General features: G+C 32.5%; 25 protein-coding genes. 11 read left to right on the plus strand and 14 right to left on the minus strand.

The window, feature by feature from the left end; genetic code table 11:
* Window positions 1-4: 4 nt before the first annotated feature.
* The 4 genes from FT986_RS10335 to rpsF all read right to left on the minus strand — a co-directional run bounded on the left by FT986_RS10335 (window position 5) and on the right by rpsF (window position 1,662).
* Entirely contained in the window at window positions 5-481 is a 477-nt protein-coding gene (locus tag FT986_RS10335) for a DUF6495 family protein (RefSeq protein WP_147864977.1), read from the minus strand.
* A 76-nt stretch (window positions 482-557) separates the two neighbouring features.
* Window positions 558-1,010, minus strand: coding sequence for a 50S ribosomal protein L9 (gene rplI, locus FT986_RS10340; protein ID WP_111541635.1), 453 nt, complete (start codon window positions 1,008-1,010; stop codon window positions 558-560).
* A gap of 13 nt (window positions 1,011-1,023) precedes the next feature.
* A complete protein-coding gene (gene rpsR / locus FT986_RS10345) occupies window positions 1,024-1,320 on the minus strand; it encodes a 30S ribosomal protein S18 (RefSeq protein WP_111541634.1) in 297 nt (98 codons plus the stop codon).
* Window positions 1,321-1,323: 3 nt separating this feature from the next.
* The gene (rpsF, locus tag FT986_RS10350; RefSeq protein ID WP_111541684.1) at window positions 1,324-1,662 is read right to left on the minus strand and encodes a 30S ribosomal protein S6; all 339 of its coding nucleotides are present in this window, start codon (window positions 1,660-1,662) and stop codon (window positions 1,324-1,326) included.
* Window positions 1,663-1,922: 260 nt separating this feature from the next.
* Here rpsF and FT986_RS10355 point away from each other — a divergent pair, with 260 nt between their 5' ends.
* Window positions 1,923-2,642, plus strand: coding sequence for a LytTR family DNA-binding domain-containing protein (locus tag FT986_RS10355; protein WP_147864978.1), 720 nt, complete (start codon window positions 1,923-1,925; stop codon window positions 2,640-2,642).
* Here FT986_RS10355 and priA read toward each other — a convergent pair.
* From priA to nadC, 5 genes are all read right to left on the minus strand, one after another.
* A complete protein-coding gene (gene priA, locus FT986_RS10360) occupies window positions 2,639-5,089 on the minus strand; it encodes a primosomal protein N' (protein ID WP_147864979.1) in 2,451 nt (816 codons plus the stop codon). The two genes, FT986_RS10355 and priA, sit on opposite strands and share 4 nt — an antisense overlap.
* 107 nt (window positions 5,090-5,196) lie before the next feature.
* Window positions 5,197-5,622 (minus strand): DUF2147 domain-containing protein, encoded by a 426-nt coding sequence (locus FT986_RS10365; RefSeq protein WP_147864980.1) that lies wholly within the window; start codon window positions 5,620-5,622, stop codon window positions 5,197-5,199.
* 38 nt (window positions 5,623-5,660) lie between these two features.
* Complete coding sequence (locus FT986_RS10370) at window positions 5,661-6,224, minus strand: chalcone isomerase family protein (RefSeq protein ID WP_147864981.1); 564 nt, start codon at window positions 6,222-6,224, stop codon at window positions 5,661-5,663.
* A gap of 35 nt (window positions 6,225-6,259) precedes the next feature.
* Window positions 6,260-7,180 (minus strand): YihY/virulence factor BrkB family protein, encoded by a 921-nt coding sequence (locus tag FT986_RS10375; protein ID WP_147864982.1) that lies wholly within the window; start codon window positions 7,178-7,180, stop codon window positions 6,260-6,262.
* Entirely contained in the window at window positions 7,181-8,041 is an 861-nt protein-coding gene (nadC, locus tag FT986_RS10380; RefSeq protein WP_147864983.1) for a carboxylating nicotinate-nucleotide diphosphorylase, read from the minus strand.
* A 46-nt stretch (window positions 8,042-8,087) separates the two neighbouring features.
* On the opposite strand from nadC, the gene FT986_RS10385 reads away from it, so the two are divergent.
* The 5 genes from FT986_RS10385 to FT986_RS10405 all read left to right on the plus strand — a co-directional run bounded on the left by FT986_RS10385 (window position 8,088) and on the right by FT986_RS10405 (window position 12,715).
* Entirely contained in the window at window positions 8,088-8,954 is an 867-nt protein-coding gene (locus FT986_RS10385) for a hypothetical protein (RefSeq protein WP_147864984.1), read from the plus strand.
* Entirely contained in the window at window positions 8,954-9,427 is a 474-nt protein-coding gene (gene rlmH / locus FT986_RS10390) for a 23S rRNA (pseudouridine(1915)-N(3))-methyltransferase RlmH (RefSeq protein WP_147864985.1), read from the plus strand. Before FT986_RS10385 ends, rlmH begins: the two co-directional genes overlap by 1 nt.
* Before the next feature lie 36 nt (window positions 9,428-9,463).
* The gene (locus FT986_RS10395; protein ID WP_147864986.1) at window positions 9,464-10,036 is read left to right on the plus strand and encodes a non-canonical purine NTP diphosphatase; all 573 of its coding nucleotides are present in this window, start codon (window positions 9,464-9,466) and stop codon (window positions 10,034-10,036) included.
* A gap of 66 nt (window positions 10,037-10,102) precedes the next feature.
* On the plus strand, window positions 10,103-11,911 hold the full coding sequence (locus tag FT986_RS10400; protein ID WP_111541683.1) for a DEAD/DEAH box helicase: 1,809 nt from the start codon (window positions 10,103-10,105) through the stop codon (window positions 11,909-11,911).
* Window positions 11,912-11,941: 30 nt separating this feature from the next.
* Window positions 11,942-12,715, plus strand: a complete 774-nt coding sequence (locus FT986_RS10405; protein WP_147864987.1) for a carboxypeptidase-like regulatory domain-containing protein — start codon at window positions 11,942-11,944, stop codon at window positions 12,713-12,715.
* Here the strand turns inward: FT986_RS10405 and FT986_RS10410 are convergent.
* Window positions 12,712-13,371 (minus strand): RNA methyltransferase, encoded by a 660-nt coding sequence (locus FT986_RS10410; RefSeq protein WP_147864988.1) that lies wholly within the window; start codon window positions 13,369-13,371, stop codon window positions 12,712-12,714. The genes FT986_RS10405 and FT986_RS10410 overlap by 4 nt on opposite strands.
* A gap of 87 nt (window positions 13,372-13,458) precedes the next feature.
* Between FT986_RS10410 and FT986_RS10415 the strand changes: the two genes are divergently transcribed.
* The 4 genes from FT986_RS10415 to FT986_RS10430 all read left to right on the plus strand — a co-directional run bounded on the left by FT986_RS10415 (window position 13,459) and on the right by FT986_RS10430 (window position 16,209).
* Complete coding sequence (locus tag FT986_RS10415; protein WP_147864989.1) at window positions 13,459-14,139, plus strand: NAD-dependent deacylase; 681 nt, start codon at window positions 13,459-13,461, stop codon at window positions 14,137-14,139.
* Between the two features lie 68 nt (window positions 14,140-14,207).
* Window positions 14,208-14,696: a TlpA disulfide reductase family protein gene (locus tag FT986_RS10420; protein WP_147864990.1), complete on the plus strand. Its 489-nt coding sequence runs from the start codon at window positions 14,208-14,210 to the stop codon at window positions 14,694-14,696.
* A gap of 28 nt (window positions 14,697-14,724) precedes the next feature.
* Window positions 14,725-15,588 (plus strand): tetratricopeptide repeat protein, encoded by an 864-nt coding sequence (locus FT986_RS10425; RefSeq protein WP_147864991.1) that lies wholly within the window; start codon window positions 14,725-14,727, stop codon window positions 15,586-15,588.
* Window positions 15,589-15,648: 60 nt separating this feature from the next.
* Window positions 15,649-16,209 carry an adenylosuccinate lyase gene (locus FT986_RS10430; RefSeq protein ID WP_147864992.1) on the plus strand — a complete coding sequence of 187 codons (561 nt, stop codon included), beginning with the start codon at window positions 15,649-15,651 and terminating at the stop codon, window positions 16,207-16,209.
* Window positions 16,210-16,211: 2 nt separating this feature from the next.
* Here FT986_RS10430 and FT986_RS10435 read toward each other — a convergent pair whose 3' ends face one another.
* Window positions 16,212-16,397 carry a hypothetical protein gene (locus tag FT986_RS10435; protein WP_147864993.1) on the minus strand — a complete coding sequence of 62 codons (186 nt, stop codon included), beginning with the start codon at window positions 16,395-16,397 and terminating at the stop codon, window positions 16,212-16,214.
* 155 nt (window positions 16,398-16,552) lie between these two features.
* Between FT986_RS10435 and purB the strand changes: the two genes are divergently transcribed.
* Window positions 16,553-17,890, plus strand: coding sequence for an adenylosuccinate lyase (gene purB, locus FT986_RS10440; RefSeq protein ID WP_147864994.1), 1,338 nt, complete (start codon window positions 16,553-16,555; stop codon window positions 17,888-17,890).
* Between the two features lie 47 nt (window positions 17,891-17,937).
* On the opposite strand, the gene FT986_RS10445 is transcribed toward purB, so the two are convergent.
* The 3 genes from FT986_RS10445 to FT986_RS10455 all read right to left on the minus strand — a co-directional run bounded on the left by FT986_RS10445 (window position 17,938) and on the right by FT986_RS10455 (window position 23,110).
* Window positions 17,938-21,345 carry a T9SS type A sorting domain-containing protein gene (locus tag FT986_RS10445; protein ID WP_147864995.1) on the minus strand — a complete coding sequence of 1,136 codons (3,408 nt, stop codon included), beginning with the start codon at window positions 21,343-21,345 and terminating at the stop codon, window positions 17,938-17,940.
* Window positions 21,346-21,440: 95 nt separating this feature from the next.
* Window positions 21,441-22,613, minus strand: a complete 1,173-nt coding sequence (locus FT986_RS10450) for a GlmU family protein (protein ID WP_147864996.1) — start codon at window positions 22,611-22,613, stop codon at window positions 21,441-21,443.
* Window positions 22,614-22,666: 53 nt separating this feature from the next.
* Window positions 22,667-23,110 carry a nuclear transport factor 2 family protein gene (locus FT986_RS10455; RefSeq protein WP_147864997.1) on the minus strand — a complete coding sequence of 148 codons (444 nt, stop codon included), beginning with the start codon at window positions 23,108-23,110 and terminating at the stop codon, window positions 22,667-22,669.
* Window positions 23,111-23,146 lie beyond the last annotated feature (36 nt).

Raw genomic sequence — 23,146 nt, forward strand, 5'->3', positions numbered from 1 at the left:
TAAATTAATCAACCTCTATTATTCTTTCAAAATATTGAAAAAGCTCACCTTTAGTAATATTGGCTCCTTGCTGAATGAGTGCAAAGATGTCTTTATTACGATCTTCAGATATCGCTTTAACTGAATTATAAATTTCTACATCTTCTTTAAGCAAGTTATCTTGTAACCACGCATAACCTTCTTTGGTAGTGATGTTAATCGCATCATTTTTAACTTTTATTCCGATAAGGCGCATTTGAGTATCGTCTATATGAAATAAAAACAATTGTTGCTTAGAGATGTGTTCTAAGAAATTAGCCTGATTGAGAACTCCTTCCCAAACTAAATCACTAAATACATCTAATTCATCTTCTGCTAATTGTGGTTTATTTTCTTTTATCTCTGCCCACTCCTCTGCGGTAATAGATTGAGAAGCTAGAAAATTTATAAATTCTGGATGCAACTCATCCAATTGCTCTTTTGTTAATCTTGCGTATTTCATTCTAAAAAAATATTATAGTTATAAAAAAACCTACTCTTTTTGAGAGTAGGTTTTATCTTCTTAAAGTAAAAAAAGTTTATTTAGCTTCTCCTACTACATCAAATGTTAAGCTAGAAATCACTTCTCTGTGGAAACGAAGTTTTGCTTCATACTGTCCTAATCTCTTAATGTTTCCACCAAGAATTGAGATGTATTTTTTATCGATGTCTACACCTTCTTTAGATAAAGCTTCGCTTACATCTGCAGTGGTAATGCTCCCAAACATTTTATCTCCAGCTCCTGCTTTTGCAGTAAGCTTAAGCTCAATTCCGTTAAGCTTTTCAGATTGTTTTTTAGCTTCGTCTATATTCTTTTGCTCTTTATAAGCACGTTGTTTTAACGTTTCAGCTAACACTTTCTTTGCAGATGGTGTAGCTAGTTCAGCGTGTCCTTGTGGGATTAAATAATTTCTTCCGTAACCGTTTTTTACGTTTACAACATCATTAGTAAATCCTAAGTTTTCTACGTCTCTTTTTAAAATCAATTCCATAATGTCGTATTTTTTATTTTAATAAATCACCAACGTATGGCATTAATGCTAAGTGACGAGCTCTTTTTACCGCTACAGCAGTTTTTCTTTGATACTTCAAAGAAGTTCCTGTTAATCTACGAGGTAAAAGTTTACCTTGTTCATTTACAAATGCCATTAAAAAATCTGGATCTTTGTAATCGATATACTTGATTCCTGATCTTTTAAAACGACAATATTTTTTTGTCTTTGACGTCTCGATATTAAGCGGAGTTAAATATCTAATTTCTCCGTCTTTCTTTCCTTTTGCTTGTTGCTCTATAGATGACATAACTTACGCTTTTTCTTTGTTTCTTTTTACTCTCTTCTCTGCCCAAGCTACTGCATGTTTGTCTAGTTTTACAGTAAGGTAACGCATCATACGCTCTTCTCTTCTAAACAATAATTCTAAAGGCTCAATTACTTCTCCATCTACTTGAAATTCGAATAAGTTGTAAAATCCACTCTTTTTGTGTTGAATTGGATAAGCTAATTTTTTTAGCCCCCAATTTTCTTTGTTGATCATCTTGGCACCTTTAGAAATAAGAAAATCTTCGTATTTCTTAACTGTCTCCTTTACCTGCTCATCAGATAAAACGGGATTCAAGATGAAAACAGTTTCATAATGATTCATAAATAGTTTATTTAAAATTGAGTGCAAAAGTAATTCTTTTTTTTTATTATAACAATTAACAGAGGTTTTTTGTTTAGATTTGGCTTTCAATTCTTTTAAATTATATCATCCTTAAAGATTAGAATGATTTGAAATTTAAAAAAATTATATTAAATTTAACTTTATTGCAAAAATCTTTGTACTTTATCGATAAGTTTATATTTTTAGAAATTGAAACCCCCCAGGAATTTCGTGATAATTAAAAGTAAAAATTTTTTATTTTGAAAGATATTAAGTTAAAATGTATAGTGGTAGATGATTCGAGTATACAACGACTATCTATTATCAAATTAGTTAAAGACCATCCTAACTTAGAGCTTGTTGGCGAATTTAACAATGGGTTAAAGACGAAAGAGGTTTTGAACAAATTAGAGGTTGATTTAATATTTTTAGATATTGAGATGCCTATTTTATCGGGGTTCGATCTATTAGATAACCTTGAGAACAAACCTGAAATTATTTTCATTACGGGTAAAACTCAATATGCTTTTCAGGCGTTTGATTATGAAGCTGTCGACTACCTTCAGAAGCCAGTAGAAATGAAGAGATTTAATGTTGCGGTAAAAAAAGCCATTGATCTTCATTACTTAAAAAACGAAAAACTCTATTCTAGTGATAGTAATTACATTTTCATAAAGAGTAACCTCAAAAACTTTAAGCTCTTCTTAAAGAATGTAAAGTACGTTGAAGCTTTTGGAGACTATGTAAAAATTATTACTGATGAGCAAACTTATACAGTTCTCTCTACCATGAAAGGTTTTGAAGAAAAGTTACCAGAAAATCAGTTTATGCGCATACATAAGTCTTATATTATTAACTTATTTAGAGTAAAACATTATAATGCTAAGACTATTTGGGTTGATGATTTTGAAATGCCAATTAGCCGTAACCGTAAGAAAACATTAGAAGAAGCTTTATCTGGTATAATTACACACACTTAATAAGGATCTACATTTAAAATTAGCCTTACTTTTTTAAAACTTCCTACAGAATCGTAAGTTTTTCTTACTTTTTCTATAAATTCTTTTGTCTTAGAGATGGAATGCTCTGGAGGTATCTTAATGATGATATTTTTATAGTATTCATTTCTTATTCTTGCTACGGGGGGAAACTCCGGACCTAATACATTCTCTTTCAAACCTTGAGCTAAACCTTTAGCAAACCACGAAGAAGCCTCATTTACTGCATTAAAATCTTTAGCTTTAAATGTTAGCTTAATCAGTCTATAAAATGGTGGGTATTTATAATTCTGTCTTTCTTGTAATTGTTCTTTATACATTTCAAGATAACTATTCGTAGTTACTTGTTGCAAAATTTGATGATTCGGATTGTAAGTTTGAATAAGCACCTTCCCTCTTTGTTTCGTTCTTCCTGCTCGCCCTGCTACTTGTACTAGCATATGAAAACTCCTTTCATGAGCTCTAAAATCTGGAAAATTTAAAAGACTATCTGCACTCATCACCCCTACTAAATCTACGTTTCTAAAATCCAATCCTTTAGTTAGCATTTGAGTACCTATAAGAATATCTATTTCTTGCTGCTCAAAAGCAGTTATGATTTTTTCATATCCGTGTTTACCACGCGTGGTATCCAAATCCATTCTTCCTATTTTATGATTAGGAAATAAGGATTTTAGTTCTGTTTCTATTTGTTCTGTACCAAAACCTTTAGTAGTCACCTCTGTACTCTTACAGGCGATACATTGCAATTGCATAGCTATATGATAGCCGCAGTAATGACAACGCAAAGAATTGTTGTGCTTATGGTAAGTTAAACTAACATCACAATTAGGACATTGAGGCGAATGACCACACGTATTACATTCTAAGATCGGAGAAAACCCTCTTCGGTTTTGAAAAAGAATGACTTGCTTCCCTTCCGATAAGGTAATTTTCATTTCCTCTAAAAGTGTATCAGAAAATCGACCTTTCATCAACTTTTTTTTATACTTTTCTTTCACATCTACTAATTCTACTTGAGGAGGCAGTACATTACCATATCGTCTATTTAATGATACTAATCCATATTTATGATGCTGTGCGTTAAAGTAACTTTCTAAACTTGGTGTCGCAGATCCTAACAATAAATTTGCTTTGGTTATATTTGATAGCACCACAGAAGCATCTCTAGCATGGTAACGCGGTGCAGGATCATACTGTTTAAATGTAGTTTCATGAGATTCGTCTACGATAATAAGCCCTAAATCTTGAAAAGGAAGAAAAATAGAGGACCTGGCTCCAATCACAATTTTTCCTTTGGTTTGCTCTAACACGTGTTGATAAACCTCCACCCTTTCATTCAGCGAATATTTACTATGAAATACCAATACATCTTCCCCAAAATATTGTTGTAGACGAGATATAAGCTGCGTGGTTAAAGCAATTTCAGGTAAAAGATAGAGGACTTGCTTTCCTTGTGAAATAACATCTTTAATAAGCTGAATATAGATTTCAGTTTTACCTGAAGAGGTTATTCCATGTAATAAAGTAACTTTATTAGTTTGAAAGTTTTCATTTATTTCCGCGTAAGCTTGTTGTTGATTCTCGTTGAGATTAACTTGAAATTTTTCTACTTGCTGCTGAGTATCTGTTCGATCTTTCTGCAAATAATATTCATCTAAAACACCTTTATCCACCAAGGTTTTTATAATCGCCGCAGAGGCTTCACTTTCTTTAATCAATTGCTTTACACTTATAGGTTTTTTAGATTTTGCTAAAAGCGAAAACAAGGTTAACACCACACTACTTTGTTTGGGTGCTTTATTTAAGGTCTCTAAAAGTTGCTGTAATTCTTCTTCTTTATGATATAACTCGGCTAACTTTATATACCTAATAAGTTTAGGCTTATATTGCTTATAAAGCTCTTGACTAACTACAGCAACATTCTTTGCTACGAGTTTTTGTAATATTTTGAGTACATTTTTCTTTCCTAAAAGATTGCTTATCTCTTTTATTTTAATGACAGATTGATTCTGCAATGCTTCGTAAACCAAATATTCTTCATCGGTTAAACCTTCTTCATCAATATCTGTTTTTGTGTTTAATTCTACTACTGTTTCGCTTTCCAATAAAAAAGCTCCTGGTAGAGCGGCTTTTAAGATATCTCCTTCTGCACACATATAATATGAAGAAAGCCACTTCCAAAATTTTAACTGCGTTTGGGTCACGATGGGCTTATCATCCAATATTTGCTCTATGAACTTTGCCTTATAGATTTTTGGAGCTTCTTGATGTATATTTGCAGTAATACCTGTATATACTTTCGTTTTTCCAAAAGGAACTGCCACTCGCATTCCTTTCTTTAAATCACCAATCTCCTCTTTTCGAACCTGATAAGTAAACCTTGTCGGAAGTGGTAACGGCAATATAACATCTACAAAGTGATTCATTTTAAATTAAAAATTTTGAAAGTAAAGGTATAAAGGATTTTAAAGTACAAAATAAAAAAGCACGAATTAATTTAAATTAATTCGTGCTTTTTTAAATCTGATAATGATTACTCTATTAGTCTTCGCCACTCCATAGTTTTATAGAAAAAACCAATATAGCCACGAACATTTAAAATATTGGAATTATGCTCATCTACCCAAATTTTTGATTTATATATTCTACCATCATCGGGGTTTAAAATAGTACCATCAACATATTTTTCCTGATCTTTCTTAAAATCTTTTAATAATACTAAACCTAAGATTTTTTTATTTTTTTCCTCTCCTTCACATTCAATACACAAGTTATCTTCTTTTTCTTTGTCTAATATCTCTACTACTTTTCCATTTACAATACCATCGTTTTCATAAATTTCTATAATAGAACGCACTTCTCCTGATTCTTTAAGTATCTCCCATTTCCCAAAAACCGATTGACTTATTGCTAACTGTGAAGAAGCTATACAAACAAAAAGTACTAATATGTATTTCATAATATATAAGGGTAAATTTATATGCTAATCAAAATAAGTTATTTGCCTAACATTCCTTCTTTTAGATCGTCATCTGCAGGTCTATTTGATAACCATATACCAAACAAAGCTTTTTTAAAGTCGGCTCCTTTGATAGTTCCTTTTTCTTCTCCATTTTTATAAGAAACCACACCTTTACCAGGTTGATAAGTAATGTCAAAAACATCTCCTTTTTTTATTTCTTCTTTAAAAAACCCTATAAACTGATCTATTTTAGATTTAAGCGGACCAACTCTACCATCTGTAGAATTTTCAAATCCCTCTTCAACTGCGTCGATCATTTTGCTACTACTCACTAATTTAGAGACAATATGTAATTTTACCGCCATAGCCTCATCACTATTTAAAATTTCATTTGCATTTGAAGATTTATTCGTAAGGTAAAGTCCTCCCACATATAAATCTAACCATAGTTTCTCTCTAATTCCTGCTCCGTTTAAAGTTACCTGGTGTTCTCCAAAAGTCTCAGATGTAGGTAAATCTATTCCTCCTACTTCTTTTGTTTGTGCAAATGAGAAGTTTACTGCAAATGCTACTGCTAAAATAAAAGCTATTTTATTCATGATAAATAAGTTTAAAATTATTGTGGTTTAAGATATTATTTTTTTTGCTTTAATCTATAAATTGATGCATTTAATTCAAATCCTAATAATAAAATATTAGCATTTAACCATATATATAACATTAATATTAACAATACTCCAATAGATCCATACAATTCATTATAACTGCTAAAGTTCTCTATATATATCTTAAACAGGAAAGTAGTAATCAAAATTAATACCATAGTAAAAACGGCTCCTATCGAAAAATACCTAGATTGTCTACCTTCTTTAGTTCCGAAGTAATATAAAGTAGCCACAGCATTGTAGATGATAAGAATAAAAACAACATACCTTCCTATTTGGGCCCACATAAGACTATCAGAAAAAACACCTATAGCCTCTAAATTCTCAATAATATAGGTAAGGTAGAAAACTACAATTACCGCAATTAAAAGCATGAAAGCTATAATTAATGAAACTCCTAAGGCAACAAAGTACTGTCTTATTATAGATCGGTTAATATGGGTATGATATGAATACTCAAATCCCGTAAAAATTGCATTAATACCATTGGTCATTAAAAAAATAGATAAGACAAACACAAATGATAATAAACCCGCTCTAGGCGTGTTGAAAATATCAAAGAAGATCTCATTAAAGAAACTCGATGTTTGAGGAGGTAATAGAGAATCTAAAAATGCCAAGAGTTTTAAATGAAAGTCATCAATAAACCAAACAAATGGAATAAGATTTAGGATAAATAACAAAAAAGGAAATATAGCCATGAAAAAGCTAAAAGCTATCGAACTTGCCCGTGTAGAAAAAGTTCCTTTAACGATTCCTACCGTATAAATTTCACCTAAATCGTATAGACTTAAACCTTCTAAACCCGGAAGAATAATAGCTTTGCTCTTTTTCTCTAACCAGTTTAATATAGAAGTGTTTTTACCTTTTCCTTCTTCCTTTTCTGGCATTTACTCAACTGCTTTTAAACTTAAATCTAAATTTGAAACCGAATGTGTTAATGCTCCACTCGATATGAAGTCTACACCACATTCTGCATAATTCCTTATGGTTTCTAAAGTGATCCCTCCACTAGATTCCGTTTGACAAAAATCTCCAATCATATGCACCGCTTTTTTAGTATCTTCATAATTAAAGTTATCTATTAGGATGCGATGAACCCCTTTATTTTGAAGTATTTCTTGAATCTCAGTTAGATTTCTTGCTTCAACAATGATTTTTAAATTAAGTTGATTTTCTTTTAAGTAAGCTTGTGTTTTTTGTATGGCTTGGGTAATCCCTCCACAGAAATCAATATGATTATCCTTGAGCATGACCATATCATACAAAGCAAAACGGTGGTTCTCCCCTCCTCCAATTTTTACTGCCCATTTCTCAATAGCACGAATTCCTGGTGTAGTTTTTCTAGTATCTAAGACTTTTGCTTTGGTATGCTTTATTTTATCTGCATACTCTTTAGTTTTAGTGGCAATAGCACTCATACGCTGCATGGCATTTAAAACTAAACGCTCTGCTTTCAATATAGATTGACTACTTCCGGTAACGTAAAAAACAATGTCTCCATGCTTTATAACATCCCCCTCTTTTTTTAAAGTTTCCACTTTTAAACCCGCATCTACATAGTTAAAAACCTGTTTAGCAAAATCCACTCCTGCTATAATTCCTTCATCTTTAACCAATAGCTTGGCTTTACCGATTGCTGCTTTAGGAATACAGGCTAGAGAGCTATGATCTCCATCTCCTACATCTTCTCTAATAGCGTTTTCTATTATTATTTGTACTTCTTTTTCGAATTGCTCCTGACTAATCATTATTTATTTATTTTAGCAGTACTAAAATATAGTAAAATTTACACTTTTGAATAGACACACACTACAAATCATTGTTATAATCGTCATTTTCTTTATTTCGGTTCGTGGAGTATCTCAAACATATGTGTATCTAGATGAGAATTCAAAAGAAGTTTCATCACAAATTTTTTATCAGAAATGTAATTCTAGTGATCTTTACAATTGTCTTTCTTATAAATATGATGGGGTTATTATCTCGAAAATTTTATACAGGTATCAATTTGGGAAAATCAGTAAAGATGAGTTTGAGCAACTTAGAAAACTAATTATCAATGACTCTGGAATAGATATTTCTCCTAGTAAAATAATTGTATTAAAAAAATATGATAGTATTTTAAGCTATAAAAGAGAAGTCGAATTACATAAGCAACATGAAAAGTATTATGCAGAAGCAAAAGCAAAAAATGATAGCTTTAACCAACTTGGAGGAGCAAAAAGAAAAATAAGAATATTTAGGCATGATTTCAATAAAGATATTTTTAATGATATCTTAAGTACTTGGCTAAAAGAAACTAAAAAGTGTATAGAAAATTACGAAAGAAAATTTAATATTAAAATGGTATTTCTACACCAAGACGACCCTAATTTAGAAAAACAATATAAAGATTTTAAATGGCTTAAAGACAGAGGGATTTTCAAGCAGATTTTCTTTAAAAATGATAGGCTCCATTATACTTTAATCTTAAAACCCAATGGAGAATATTTTTTAGCAGGTACCCATTTTAAAACTAAAAATTATAAAAAACTAATTAAAAATGATGATTGGTCTAAATATTTAGAGGACTTTGAAAAATCAATCAATGGGAGTTATCCTAATGGCAAAGGTATTTTTAAAAATACTTTTAGCTATCATCATTCTAAACGCTGTTTCTAATGCAAATTAAACTTATAGCCGTTGGCAAAACCGACGATTCTTCTCTAAAAGAGCTCATTAGCACTTATTCAAAAAGGCTTTCCCACTATTGCAATTTTAGTTTCGAAATCATACCCGATTTAAAGAAAACTAAAAACATGGACGAGAGCACTCAAAAAGGCAAAGAAGGAGAGCTTATACTTAAACAAGTTAATCCATCAGACATTTTAGTGCTTTTAGATGAAAAAGGAAAAAGTTTTACGTCAGAAGAGTTTTCAGAAGAAATTCAGAAGAAACTGAATACAGGAATGAAGCAACTTATCTTTGTTATTGGTGGACCTTATGGATTTTCCCCCGAAGTTTACCAGCGCGCCAACCAAAAAATAGCTTTGTCAAAAATGACTTTTTCACACCAGATGGTTCGTTTGTTCTTTACGGAACAATTATACCGAGCATTCACCATTCTAAAAAATGAACCCTACCATCACAGATAAAATTTTAGTAAATTTATTATTAAAAACTTATAATCTATGCGACTTGTTTTTGCTACGCACAATAAAAATAAATTGGAAGAAATTAAAAACATGCTTCCAAATTATATAGAATTACTTTCCTTAACAGAAATTGGTTGCCACGAAGATATTGCCGAAACCGCCGACACTATTGACGGAAACGCTATTCTTAAAGCCAAGTACGTCACCGAAAAATATGGTTATAATTGTTTTGCAGATGATACTGGTTTAGAAGTAGAATCCTTAAATGGTGCGCCTGGTGTATATTCTGCACGTTACGCGGGTGAAGAAAAAAATAACGATGCCAATATTGAAAAATTACTAAAAAACTTAAAAGATAAGCACAATAGAAGTGCACGCTTTAAAACCGTTATCGCTTTATCATTAAATGACCATGAAAGCTTATTTACCGGAATTTGTACAGGAGAAATCACTGAAGAAAAAAGAGGAGAAAAAGGCTTTGGTTATGACTCTATTTTTTTACCAGAAGGAAAAAATAAAACCTTTGCCGAAATGAATAGCGAAGAGAAAAATGAAATTAGCCATCGGGCACGAGCATTTAAACAGCTAGTCAGTTATTTATCAGAATAATAAATAAATTATTTTTATAACATAAGCTGTAAAGGATTGCTTACCTTTGCAGCTTATTTATTTTATATGAACAAATTTGAACAATTAGGGCTTAACGCCGAAATCGTAAATGCAGTAAGTGATATGGGGTTTGAAGCTCCAAGTGATGTACAAGAAAAAGCGATTCCAATTTTATTACAAGAGGAAACCGATTTGGTTGCTCTTGCACAGACCGGAACAGGGAAAACAGCAGCTTTTGGTTTTCCGCTACTCCAAAAAATCAACGCCGATAGTAAACAAACACAGGGACTTATTCTTTCCCCTACAAGAGAATTATGCTTACAGATTACCAATGAAATACAAAATTACTCTAAATATATAAAAGGTCTCAAGACGGTGGCCATTTATGGTGGTTCTAGTATTACAGACCAAGCAAGACAGATTAAAAAAGGAGCTCAGGTTATTGTTGCCACTCCTGGAAGAATGAAAGACATGGTAAGCCGTGGGATGATCGACATCTCTAAAATTGACTACTGTGTTCTTGATGAGGCAGATGAAATGTTAAACATGGGGTTCTATGAAGACATTACAGATATTTTATCGCACACGCCTAAAGAAAAGAAAACTTGGCTTTTTAGTGCTACCATGCCTAAAGAAGTAGCTACAATTGCTAAAAAATTCATGAAATCTCCTGTAGAAATTACAGTAGGATCTAAAAATGAAGGAACAAAGAATGTTTCTCATGAATATTATGTAGTTGCAGGTAGAGATCGTTACAATGCTTTAAAAAGATTGGCAGATGCTAATCCAGATATTTTTTCTGTGATCTTTTGTAGAACAAAAAGAGATACTCAAAAAGTAGCCGAAAGATTAATTGAAGATGGTTATAATGCTGCAGCATTACACGGAGATCTAAGTCAGAATCAAAGAGATTTGGTAATGAAAAGTTTCCGTTCTCGTCAAATTCAAATGTTAGTAGCTACAGATGTTGCTGCACGTGGAATTGATGTAGATGATATTACTCACGTGATTAACTACCAATTACCAGACGAAATTGAAACTTACACACACCGAAGTGGTAGAACAGGTCGTGCTGGAAAAAGTGGGGTTTCTATGGTTGTAGTTACGAAAAGTGAATTACGCAAAATTAAAAGTATTGAGCGTATCATTAAGCAATCGTTTGAGCAAAAAGATATTCCTAGCGGAGAAGAAATTTGTCAAGTTCAATTATTTCATTTAGCGAAAAGCGTTAAAAACACTGAAATAAATCACGAAATTGATAGCTATTTACCTCAAATTGAAGAAATTTTTGAAGACTTCAGCAAAGAAGAGGTAATCAAAAAAGTGTTTTCTGTAGAGTTTACAAGATTTTATAACTATTACAAAAATGCTTCTAGTATCAACAGTCCTAATGCGAGTCATAACGATTATAGAGAAGGAGAAGATACAGGAGAAAGCACTCGTTACTTTATAAACATTGGAGCTAAAGATGATTTTGATTGGATGTCTTTAAAAGACTTCTTAAAAGAAAATCTAGATCTAGGTAGAGATGGTGTTTCTCGTGTAGATGTAAAAGATAGTTTTTCATTCTTTAATACCGATACTTCGGAAAGAGAAAAAGTATTAGCTTTCTTTGAAAACTTCCAACACGACGGAAGAAACATAAACGTTGAAATCACTAAAGATAAAGGTGGTAGAGATCGTAAAAAACGTGGCGGCGGAGGCGGCGGTCATCGCAAAGGTGGCGGAGGCCAAAGACGAAGCGGTGGCGGAGGCTTTAAAAGCAAAGATTCTTCTGGTTCTGGAAGAGGATTCTCTAGAAGAAGCAATGAATCTGGAGGAAAAAGAAAATCGAACATCAAAAGTTCGGTAAGCCGAAGAAGAAATAAAAATTAATTATATTTACGTCTTTTAGAAGTAGTCTTTATGCCTAAGCACCCTATTTTTTTTATCTTAATCATCGTTTTTATTTCTTTTTCCGCGAAAGCACAAGAAATCGATATTGAGGTAATTAAAGGTAAGGTTCTTAATGCGGCTAATGATTTACCTCTAAAAGACGTAAACATTGTTAACCTTAATCAGGTTAAAGGTACAGTCTCTGGCGAAGAAGGGGATTTTAAACTTAAAGCTGCGGTCAATGACACACTTTACTTTTCCTACCTTGGTTTTAAATCTATACAAGTCCGTATCACGAATGACTGGACGAAATATGGTGATGTTAAAGTGAAAATGACCGAAATAGGTATTGCTTTAGAAGAGGTTACCATTACACCTTTAAAGCTTACTGGTTATTTAGAGATAGACGCTAAAAACATACCTATTTATGATAATTCTCGTTACAGTATCTCTGGTTTAGGCTATGGTTATGAGGTTGGTGATAGTCAACCTGGTGCATTTGCCAAAACATTAGCTGCAATTTCTAATCCAGCTGATTTATTGTATAACACCTTTGGAAAAAAACCGCGACAAATGAAGAAGTTGCGTAAAATGAAAGAAGATGACGAGATTAGAAATTTACTACAAGAAAAATTTAATCGAGAAACTCTAGTCGCTTTACTTCAAATAAGCCGAATAGATATCGATGAAATTCTAAGAAAATGCAATTACTCTGGGCAATTTATTAAAACTGCCAACGACCTTCAAATCTTAGATGCCATTAGCGGATGCTACGAAGAATATAAAGTACTCAATAGAAATTAGACTTGCTGTTCTGCTAAAAAACGCTCTATTATTTGTTCACTGCTTTTAATAGAATTTCTAGCCCAATTAAGCTTAGTCTCATATATTTCTTCTTCGGTAAGCCTCCACTCTACTTCACTTCTTTTTAATTTAGACGTAATACTTTGCAAAATAATAGCTGCTGAAACCGATATATTTAAACTTTCGGTAAAACCTACCATAGGAATTTTCAAGTAACCATCTGCTTGTTGCATAATTTCATTTGAAAGTCCGTCTTTTTCGGTACCAAAAAACAAAGCTGAAGGTTGAGAAACATCAAAATCTTCTAATAAACAAGCATCATTATGTGGTGTGGTAGCAATAATTTGATATCCTTTTGCTCGTAAGGTCTCGCAACTGTCTTTTGCGGTATGATACCTATTTATATTCACCCATTTTTGAGCCCCCATAGCAATCTCACGATCAATACGTTTTCGGTTACGTTCTTCAGTAATATGCACATTCTGTACGCCAAATACATCACAACTTCGTATAACAGCACTGGTGTTATGCAATTGATAAACATCTTCGGTCGCAACTGTAAAATGATTGGTTCTTTCTGCTAAAACTTTATCAAATAATCCTCGTCTACGCGGAGTTAGATAGCTTTCTAAATGTGCTAAGAGTTCTTTATTCATGCTACAAAAATAAAAACCCCTAGCAACTAATCTATCGTTTAAACCAATATTTTGATTATTTTGCTAAAATCAATCGAATCAAATAGTATGAAAAATATTGTGGTTTTAACCGGAGCAGGGATTAGTGCCGAAAGTGGCATCAAAACTTTTAGAGATGATAATGGTCTATGGGAAGGGCATGATGTGATGAAAGTAGCTTCTCCACAAGGTTTTCAAGAAAATCCAGCTTTGGTTTTAGATTTTTACAATAAAAGGAGAAAACAACTGCTAGAGGTAGAACCCAATGCAGCACACTATGCATTAAAAGACTTAGAAAAGAAATACAACGTAAGTATTATCACTCAGAATGTAGATGACTTGCATGAAAGAGCTGGAAGCTCTAACGTAATTCATTTGCATGGCGAACTTTTAAAAGTGCGGAGTAGCTTTGATAAAGATCTTGTATTAGATTGGAAAAAAGATCTAAACCTAGGCGATTTTTGTGAATTTAATTCACAGTTAAGACCACATATAGTTTGGTTTGGAGAGGAAGTTCCTCTCTTAGAAACTGCAGCTTTAGAAGTACAACAAGCCGATATACTTCTTATAATTGGTACTTCAATGCAGGTTTATCCCGCTGCAGGCTTAAAAGACTTTGCTCCATCGCATTGTCAAATGTATTTTATAGATCCTCAACCTGCAATTCAAGAATCTCAAAACTTAAGGATTATAAAAGAGAATGCTTCTACAGGTGTAAAAAAATTGGTTGAGAGCCTATTACAGAATTAAAAGTTTTTTAACTAAAAAAAAGTATATTTGATAAGAGGCATTAATTCGTTCTTAAAAAAAATTCAACTATGAAAAAAATTCTATTTATCTTTCTTTGTTTTATCTTCTTTAATTCCTATGCTCAAGAAAAGAAAATGTGGGCAGATTCATTTATTGGTAAAGAAGCTCCAAAATTAGTGGTAGAAGAATGGCTTTCTGATGAGCCAAGCAAAAATGGTAAATTTATTCTCATCGATTTTTGGGCTACTTGGTGCGGTCCCTGCAAAAAAGCTATTCCCGATTTAAATTTATTTCATAAAGAATTCAAAGAAAATTTGGTGGTAATAGGAATAAGTGATGAATCCAAAAGAAAAGTAATCAAACAAAACAGCCCTAAAATTGAATACTACAATGCTATTGATACTCAAGCAAGACTTAAAAAAACATATGGAGTTCGCGGTATACCTCATTGTGTAATTATAAACCCGAAAGGAATTGTTGTATGGGAAGGATGGCCACATCTTAAAGGATACGAACTAACTTCAGAGGTTATTGCTGAGTTAATTCAAAATAACTAGTCTTATATAAATCTAAAATATAATAACCATGAAGAAGTCAATTCTACTATTATTCACCTATCTCATATCTAATATTGGATTTGCTCAATCTAATAAAAGTGAATTGCAGTTTGATACTAAATACTACGACGCAGTAAATAAATGGGTCGCTCTACCCGCAAAAGATACAGATACGATTAATTATTACGGATTTATTTACATAGACCAGCAAGCCGGATTTACATTTGATATGGGAAATACGTTTAAAATAACAGAGAATAATAAGTTTATAGCTAAAATACCAGAGAAAACTAATAGAATGATGTACAGAATTCAGCCCAACTGGACAGAAGTGGCTATAATACCAGAAAAAAAACTTTCTGAAATGAACTTACCAAGTCAGCCAGATTGGCTCAAAATTTATATGAAAGACTCTAACAGTGTTTCTTATTTAAAAAATATAGGTTATTTCTACAATCATGTGGGAGCAAGTCATAATGCCATTGTCCCTTTACAAAAAGGGTTTGAAAAAGACGCTCAGTTTGAAGGTTTAGGTTTTGAGTTGGGTTTTGCCTACAACGCTACGCAAAAATTTACAGAAGCGATTCCTATTTTAGAAAAGACATTAAAATATGAACCAAAGAACGCTCTTCTTTACAAAGAACTTGGGTTTGCTTTAATTAATACTGAACAATTTGAGAGAGCAGAAAAAATTTACAGTAAGGGCCTAACACTATCTGATAGTGATTTTCAAAAAAGTGAAATGGCTGTAAACCTAGCTCAAACTTATTTTAAACTTAAGAACAGATCTAAATTTAATAAGTGGGCAGAAATAACAAGAAAGTATGCAGAGAAAGGTTCTAGATTTGCTCAGTTTATCGATTATTTTGAACAAAATTGGGATAAGAAATAAATATTAAACCCTTAGATTTCTAGAGAGGACAGACCAATAACTCATTTCCTATCAGACGTAGTGAAAAATACAGACATCTCCTTAACTGCTAGCTTACTTAAAATTAATACTAAACCCTCCTATAGGCTTGCTCTTATCAATCAAATTATCGCAGATAATTCTTTATTAGAAGAAGTGATTCTTATTGCAAAAAAGGATAAAGATAAAGTTTCTGCGAAAGCAGCTAGAGCAATGGAATTGGTAGGAGTGCAAAATATAGCTCTACTACTCCCTTATGTTGATGATATTTTTATCATATCAAAAACAAATCAAAGGGATGATGTGATAAGACCTATGGCAAAAATAATGGAGTTGCTAGTGACTCATCATTTCAATAAAAAGAAGAAAATTTCACTAAGCACTCAGCAAAAAGAAGAAATCATTAGTTTATGTTTTGATTGGATGATTACCCCACAAAAAATTGCTCCACAAGCTCACAGCATGCTAGCGCTTTACAAGTTAGGAACTGAATTTGATTGGGTTCACCCAGAATTAAAATTAATTTTAGAACAAAATTATGCACAAGGATCTGCTGGATATAAAGCCAGAAGTAGAAAAATTTTAAACTTAATTAAAGTATAGAACTACATCTTAAACCACTTTTCCATTTCCATATCCAATTCTTGAACAGAAATTTTAACCAATTGATTTCCTTGAATATTGTCTCGTTGTCTTTTTTCTAAAACAAGTAACCTACCTACCAATTCATCTATAGTAAAATACTCAGGCATATTACTTAATTCTTGCTTTAAATCGTGATTGCGTATCATCGTTATATTTTAAGGATGAGAAAGATACAACTTTATTCCTATAAATTACAACTGCTTAATTTATAAGCTTTTTAGCGAATGTAAAATTACTTGGGCTTTCTATTTTTTTCATTGTTCTTTAGTTTTATCTTTGTTGTTTAAATTTTTAACCACTTATGACTTCTTTACAAGCCATTTCACCTATAGACGGTAGATACCACTCAAAAACTGAAAAATTATCAGCTTATTTTAGCGAAGAAGCTTTAATTAAATACCGCGTAAAAGTAGAAATTGAATATTTTATTTCTCTTTGCAACTTACCCCTGCCTCAATTAGCAAAAATAGACACAGATCTATACCCCAAACTGAGAAAAATTTATGAAAATTTTTCGAGTATAGATGCCCAAGCCATTAAGGAAATCGAGAAAGTTACCAATCACGATGTCAAAGCAGTAGAATATTTTATCAAAGAAAAATTTGATGCTTTAAACTTACAAGCCTATAAAGAGTTTATCCATTTTGGGTTAACTTCTCAAGACATTAACAACACTTCGGTACCGCTTTCGCTGAAAGATGCTCTAATAGATGTATATCATCCATTATTAGAAGAGGTTCTTCAAAAATTGAAAGATTTAGCAAAAGATTGGACTCACATTCCGCTTTTAGCAAGAACTCACGGTCAGCCAGCTTCTCCTACTCGTTTAGGGAAAGAGATTGAAGTTTTTGTAGTACGTCTAGAAGAGCAAATAAAAAGTTTAAAAGAAGTTCCTGCTGCAGCTAAATTTGGTGGTGCAACAGGAAATTTTAATGCACACAAAGTAGCTTACCCTAATCAGGATTGGAAATCTTTTGGTGCTCATTTCGTAGAGCAGGTATTAGGAATGAAACATTCTTTTCCTACCACTCAAATAGAGCATTACGATTTTATGGCAGCAACGTTTGATGCTTTAAAACGTATTAACACCATATTGATCGATTTAGATCGTGATGTATGGACTTATGTTTCTATGGACTACTTTAAGCAAAAAATAAAGAAAGGAGAAGTAGGATCTTCAGCTATGCCACACAAAGTAAACCCTATTGATTTTGAAAATAGTGAAGGAAACTTAGGTATGGCAAATGCCTTATTTGAGCATCTTTCTGCTAAATTACCTATAAGTCGTTTACAAAGAGATTTAACCGATAGTACTGTTCTAAGAAATATTGGTGTTCCTATAGGACACACGATGATTGCTTTAGCTTCAACTCTAAAAGGTTTGAATAAATTATTGCTGAATGAAAGTAAACTTCACGAAGATTTAGAAAATAATTGGGCCGTTGTAGCGGAAGCTATACAGACTATTTTAAGAAGGGAAGCTTATCCAAATCCTTATGAAGCCTTAAAAGGTTTAACCCGTACCAATGAAAAGATAAACGCTAATAGTATAGCTGACTTTATTGAAACCTTAGAAGTTTCAGAAGATATAAAACAAGAATTAAAAGCCATTACCCCACAAAATTATACGGGGATCTAATAAAAAAAGGGAGCTAAATTAGCTCCCTTTTTTATCAACTTTAAAGATTATCGTTTAATTATTTTAATCACTTTTATCTTTCCATTGACCTGAATTTGAGCCAAATATACTCCTGTAGCCAAATTAGTCATGTTTATTTCCGCTTGAGCTGATTCATTGTCTTTCAAAACTTTCACTCTTTTCCCTTGTAAATTGAAAAGACTCACTGTTTCTATCACATTATTTTCTATATCTAAATATAGAGTATTACTTATTGTGTAATATTTAAGTTCAGGAAAAATAAGATTCTCTGTACTTAAACTTTCTGTTTGGAATTGCCAAATTGGAGTACTACTATTTAAAGCTGTCAACGAACTTTTGGGAATAACTTGCCAATAATATGTAACATTGTCGTTTACTTGAACAGTAAAATTTGTAGTAGAAATATCTGGCTGGACTAAGTTTAATTGAGTGGAAGATGTTCCCATCATCAAATCAAAAGTTTCATCTAATATACAATCGTTAGAATTTGATTCCCAAGATAACTCTACTGTCGAATCGATAGCATCTAGTAACACATCTGTTTCGTTATTTACTGGAATTGGGTTGATAGCACTATTTAACTCAGGTATAACTAATGACAAATTAACAGGTAGAATATTCTCACAACTTAAAAAACTATCACTAAGTTTTACATAAATAGTTTGGTTAAAAGCAATACTATTAGTGAATAAAAAGGGTAACGGATTCATTTCAGATTGAGCATCACTCATTGAATTATAGTAAGCTATATTCAAATTTTGATAATTGGATAATATTTGATTATTAATCATATTCAAATCAAATTCATAATAACCATCTGGATTGCTATCGTCATCACATACCTCTATTTGAAGTGGAGCATTTACAGAAAACATTTTGTGATTTCTTACAGTGAATTCAGTAATCATAGAACATCCATTTATATGTGCTACCCTAACATATATATCTTGTGTCATTTGTTGTAAAGCGTATTGCGTTGGACTACTAATCGGATTGATTTGATTATTAGCGTCTGATAAAGCTAAATAAAACTCCAAAAAGTAATCCGTACTATTTGTACCATTTAATATTTCGCTATTCTTTTCAGTTAAATCGACCTCAGGCATTACAGTTGTTGCATCATTTTTACAATACACAAGGTCTGAAACTTGAGTTTGAATTTGATCTAACACATTAGAGGAATTTAAGTTGATCTCTACTAAATCATAACAATCTGAAATAGAATTAACCCCTAAGGCATTATAATTATAATCTAATCTTGCAAAAACTTGAGCTGGTAAAGAAGGTGGTGAGTACGTAGAGATGTTATTAATCAAGTCATTTGCATTGGCGCTCTCTGCACTGGTTTGATTTGTATAATAACTTAGAGTGTAATTATTTTGATTCGCTTGTGGAATATTAGCTAATATCTCTACGTTTTTGGTAGTTAGATCAAACGTAGGTGAACCTAATATTGAGCATCCAACCATATCGGTAGGACAAGCAGCTATAGGGCAGTTTTTAAAACCACTATTTAAAGCTGTTAGGTAATGAAAAGTTGGTGTAGAGCTACAATTTGAAATATACTCAAGTTCAACTTTGACAGAGTAATCTCCGTAAGCTGTAATATCATTCTGATTAATATCTATACAAAAAGTACCTGGTGAAGGTGATGTATAATTAGAGGTGTAAACGTCTATATAACCATAATCTTCTGCTTTCACTTCTAAAGTTATATTTTGTAGCGTTGCCCCTGTTGGTAAGTTATATGTTCCACAGATCTGAAATGGGTAGGTAGGACTTATAACAGGGTCTATAGATACACACCCTCCTGTTGTCATTTCATTAAATAAAGAACAATTTTCATAGTAACTTCCAGCTTGTAAGATTGGGTTTAAAACTAAATTCCCTAAAGCTGAATTTGTTGACATTGCATTACTTATTTCTAAATTATCTATAAATGCAGTTGCCCAATGAACATTATATGGACAATCATTGATGGTAATCTCTGCCCTTAGTTTTTTACCAATATAGGAGGAGGTATCTAAGCTTTCTTTACTCCAAGGCATATATGCACCATTAATAGTCCCTGAAATTTCTATAAAAGGACATTCTTGATTAGATACTAAACACTTATATTGAACTAAATTGTTATGCTCATCGTAGAGCCTGACCATTATAGACGGTCTTTCTGAGTATTGATGGTTAGCATCAAAAAATAGCATTGAAAAATCAAAGCTAAAAACTTCATTAGCAATAAATTCTTTAACCAATGTACCAGCAGTATCTGAAGCACCGGCTACTATTTTAGGAACCCCATTTGAATCTAAATGATAATCATTAATTTTAATTGCATATTCTGAGCATCCAAATGGACTTGTCTTTTGAAGTGGTATTGCTGGAGATACATTTCCTGGTGTCATTAAAGAGAAAGGTGATATCTCATCATTTATAGGAAATGTCGTAGGAGCATATTGATTATTAATATCAGTATAGATTGTATTGTTAATGTCACAAGATGTTAATGTGTTATTAATTTGCACTGTATAAAATTCATACCCTTCTAAAACTTCACTGGTAGAAGCTCCTTCAATATCTTGGTTTTCTATACAACCACAAGTAGTTTCCATCATATTAACGGCAACTAAACCACTTTCACATCCGTTAAGGGTCTGAGAAACATAATAAGTATCATTGTCTGATAAAATAATCGTGCTTGGATTGGTAATAATTTGTGTTCCACCAGCATCACTATACCACATTAAGTTTTTACCGCAAACCGAAATATCACTTAAATCACCACCGTTGTTAGTAAAACCTTCAACTTGCCAAGTGGCTTGGGTACAAAAATTTTGAATGGTTTCGACTTCTGGTAAAGGTGTTGTTGGTAAAATTTGTAAAGGAATTAAAGAACAGCTGGTACCGTAACTTACATAGTAAGTATCACTTATATTTAAAACTAAATTTGAGTTTGCTATCGTGGTCCCAGAAGAATCTGTATAAAAATCTATTTGTGAATTGGTATAATTTGAAAACGTAATATCTGCTATGGTTTCATTGCTATTCACACAGGTTTCATAAGAAATTCCATCAACGTTCATTATTACCTGAGAAGTAATAGGTTGCGGACATCCAGATATACTATATTCTGCCGTATAGATATGACTTGCAAACGAAACACTATTACCAAAATAAACTTCAGTTACAAAGCCTCCACTGTATGGCTGTGTCATTGTAACATCCAACCAAAGATTGTTTGTTGGTGTCCAAGAAGCGGCTATATTATTAGCTCCATGTTGAATGGTTAATTTAGAGGATGTATTTTGAGCAACAACCAATGAAGAGGAATCGTCACAAACCACATTTGTGGCATCAATAGTTAACGGGTTACACTGTGCCCATGCATTTGAAAAAATTATAAACGCAATTAAAAATAAAGAATAATTTTTCACCATAGTTATTAGTTAAGTTAGTAGTCGGTTATAAAGAATATATAATAATCTATTTTATTACTAAATTCTATTTTTTCGCTAAATTATTAATTATCAATCTAATCTCTTCTATATTGTTGAGTTTCTTCAAAGACGTGTTCTAAAATGGCTCTGTCTTCATCAGTAAATTCTATATTTCTTCGTTGCATTACTTTTTCGGCAACTTCAAAAGCTTTACTGGTTTTATAGGTTGTGGTACCACTACTTCCGCCCCAGCTAAAACTAGGCACAAAATTACGAGGAAAACCAGCTCCAAATATATTTGAGCTTACTCCAATTACAGTTCCCGTATTGAACATCGTATTAATACCACATTTAGAGTGATCACCCATCATTAAACCACAAAACTGAAGTCCGGTGGGTGCAAAACGTTCGGTTTCATAATCCCATAACCTTACTTCTGCATAATTGTTTTTAAGGTTAGAATTGTTACTATCTGCGCCTATATTACACCATTCTCCTAACACCGAGTTTCCTAAAAAGCCATCGTGACCTTTATTAGAATATCCCATAATAATAGAGTTGTTCACTTCTCCTCCAACCTTACTATGCGGGCCTACCGTAGTTGCTCCATAAATTTTAGCTCCCATTTTTAAAGTAGCATGTTCACAAAGCGCAAAAGGACCTCTTACAGCACACCCTTCCATTACTTCGGCATGTTCTCCTATGTAGATAGGTCCGTTTGAAGCATTTAAGGAAGCTATGGTTAATTTTGCTCCTTCCTCGACAAAAATCTGCTCCTTGTTGACACAAAATACACAATCAGGAATTTCAGCGGAAATTCTATCTTTGGTTAGCAAGTCAAAATCTGCTTGAATGGCTTGATCATTTTTAGAGAATAGATCCCAAGTATGTTCAATCATTAAAGGCTCTGCATTCACCGCTATTTCTTGAAAGCTGTCTAAATCTATTTCCTCTTCTTCTTTAGCTATAAAAGCGATATAAGTATCTTCAAAAGTTAAGACTTGCTCTTCTTTTAAGTTTTTTATTTGTTCAACCAGACTTTCTGACGGGCACACCGCCGCATTGATCATCGTGTTGATTTCTAACTCTACCATGGGCCAACGTTCAGAAAGGTATTCTTCGGTAACCGTAGTGGTGGTGGTTTGTAAAAATTTTTCCCACTTTTCTCTTAATGTTAATATCCCGAAGCGTAGGTCTGCTACAGGTTTGGTATAGGTGAATGGAAGTAATTGATTTCTTACTGCGCCATCAAATAATATGTAATTCATCTTAAAGTTTAGTTTTAAACAAATGTAAGGAAGTTTTTATTGGGCAATTTGTATTAATCACAATTTTCAGTTCGTCTGGTATCTGTAATCGAAATGATACTCCACTCTTCTTCTGAGGATTTAAACAGTTGAATTTGATTGATTCCGCAGTGAGAAAATTTTCCGTTAAGGTAAAACTCATAAGTGGTCCAAACACTTGCAAAACCTTTATCTATTTTGGTTTCATAACTCAATATCCTTTCTTCAAATTTCATTTCTTTTGGGATTGAACCAATTGAGGAAACAAATTGATCTCTAGACGATGTTTTAATCATAAAATTCCCATCTCTGTCTTCTCCAATCGTTTTTAAAACAAGGTCTTCTTGTGTCATTTGCTTTAACGCCACCGTATCTTGTTGATGAAAGGCTTTAAAAAAATCTTTAACAGATTGCTCTGGTGTTTTTTGAGCAAAACCTTGTAATCCTAAAAATAATATGAATAAAGTAAGTATTCTCATCGCTTTTGTTTTTGATGTTGACTGACTAATTTACTA

It is taken from the genome of Mesonia sp. K4-1 (assembly GCF_008017825.1).
In the GTDB taxonomy this organism is placed as follows: domain Bacteria; phylum Bacteroidota; class Bacteroidia; order Flavobacteriales; family Flavobacteriaceae; genus Mesonia.

Coding starts and splice junctions, on each gene's coding strand:
- FT986_RS10415 (WP_147864989.1), top strand. CDS start 13,459: ATGAAAAATATTGTGGTTTTAACCGGAGCAGGGATTAGTGCCGAAAGT.
- FT986_RS10445 (WP_147864995.1), bottom strand. CDS start 21,345: ATGGTGAAAAATTATTCTTTATTTTTAATTGCGTTTATAATTTTTTCA.
- purB (WP_147864994.1), top strand. CDS start 16,553: ATGACTTCTTTACAAGCCATTTCACCTATAGACGGTAGATACCACTCA.
- rplI (WP_111541635.1), bottom strand. CDS start 1,010: ATGGAATTGATTTTAAAAAGAGACGTAGAAAACTTAGGATTTACTAAT.
- FT986_RS10370 (WP_147864981.1), bottom strand. CDS start 6,224: ATGAATAAAATAGCTTTTATTTTAGCAGTAGCATTTGCAGTAAACTTC.
- rlmH (WP_147864985.1), top strand. CDS start 8,954: ATGCAAATTAAACTTATAGCCGTTGGCAAAACCGACGATTCTTCTCTA.
- nadC (WP_147864983.1), bottom strand. CDS start 8,041: ATGATTAGTCAGGAGCAATTCGAAAAAGAAGTACAAATAATAATAGAA.
- priA (WP_147864979.1), bottom strand. CDS start 5,089: ATGAATCACTTTGTAGATGTTATATTGCCGTTACCACTTCCGACAAGG.
- FT986_RS10410 (WP_147864988.1), bottom strand. CDS start 13,371: ATGAATAAAGAACTCTTAGCACATTTAGAAAGCTATCTAACTCCGCGT.
- FT986_RS10405 (WP_147864987.1), top strand. CDS start 11,942: ATGCCTAAGCACCCTATTTTTTTTATCTTAATCATCGTTTTTATTTCT.
- FT986_RS10425 (WP_147864991.1), top strand. CDS start 14,725: ATGAAGAAGTCAATTCTACTATTATTCACCTATCTCATATCTAATATT.
- FT986_RS10400 (WP_111541683.1), top strand. CDS start 10,103: ATGAACAAATTTGAACAATTAGGGCTTAACGCCGAAATCGTAAATGCA.
- FT986_RS10365 (WP_147864980.1), bottom strand. CDS start 5,622: ATGAAATACATATTAGTACTTTTTGTTTGTATAGCTTCTTCACAGTTA.
- FT986_RS10395 (WP_147864986.1), top strand. CDS start 9,464: ATGCGACTTGTTTTTGCTACGCACAATAAAAATAAATTGGAAGAAATT.
- FT986_RS10420 (WP_147864990.1), top strand. CDS start 14,208: ATGAAAAAAATTCTATTTATCTTTCTTTGTTTTATCTTCTTTAATTCC.
- FT986_RS10375 (WP_147864982.1), bottom strand. CDS start 7,180: ATGCCAGAAAAGGAAGAAGGAAAAGGTAAAAACACTTCTATATTAAAC.
- FT986_RS10455 (WP_147864997.1), bottom strand. CDS start 23,110: ATGAGAATACTTACTTTATTCATATTATTTTTAGGATTACAAGGTTTT.
- FT986_RS10435 (WP_147864993.1), bottom strand. CDS start 16,397: ATGATACGCAATCACGATTTAAAGCAAGAATTAAGTAATATGCCTGAG.
- FT986_RS10335 (WP_147864977.1), bottom strand. CDS start 481: ATGAAATACGCAAGATTAACAAAAGAGCAATTGGATGAGTTGCATCCA.
- FT986_RS10450 (WP_147864996.1), bottom strand. CDS start 22,613: ATGAATTACATATTATTTGATGGCGCAGTAAGAAATCAATTACTTCCA.
- rpsR (WP_111541634.1), bottom strand. CDS start 1,320: ATGTCATCTATAGAGCAACAAGCAAAAGGAAAGAAAGACGGAGAAATT.
- rpsF (WP_111541684.1), bottom strand. CDS start 1,662: ATGAATCATTATGAAACTGTTTTCATCTTGAATCCCGTTTTATCTGAT.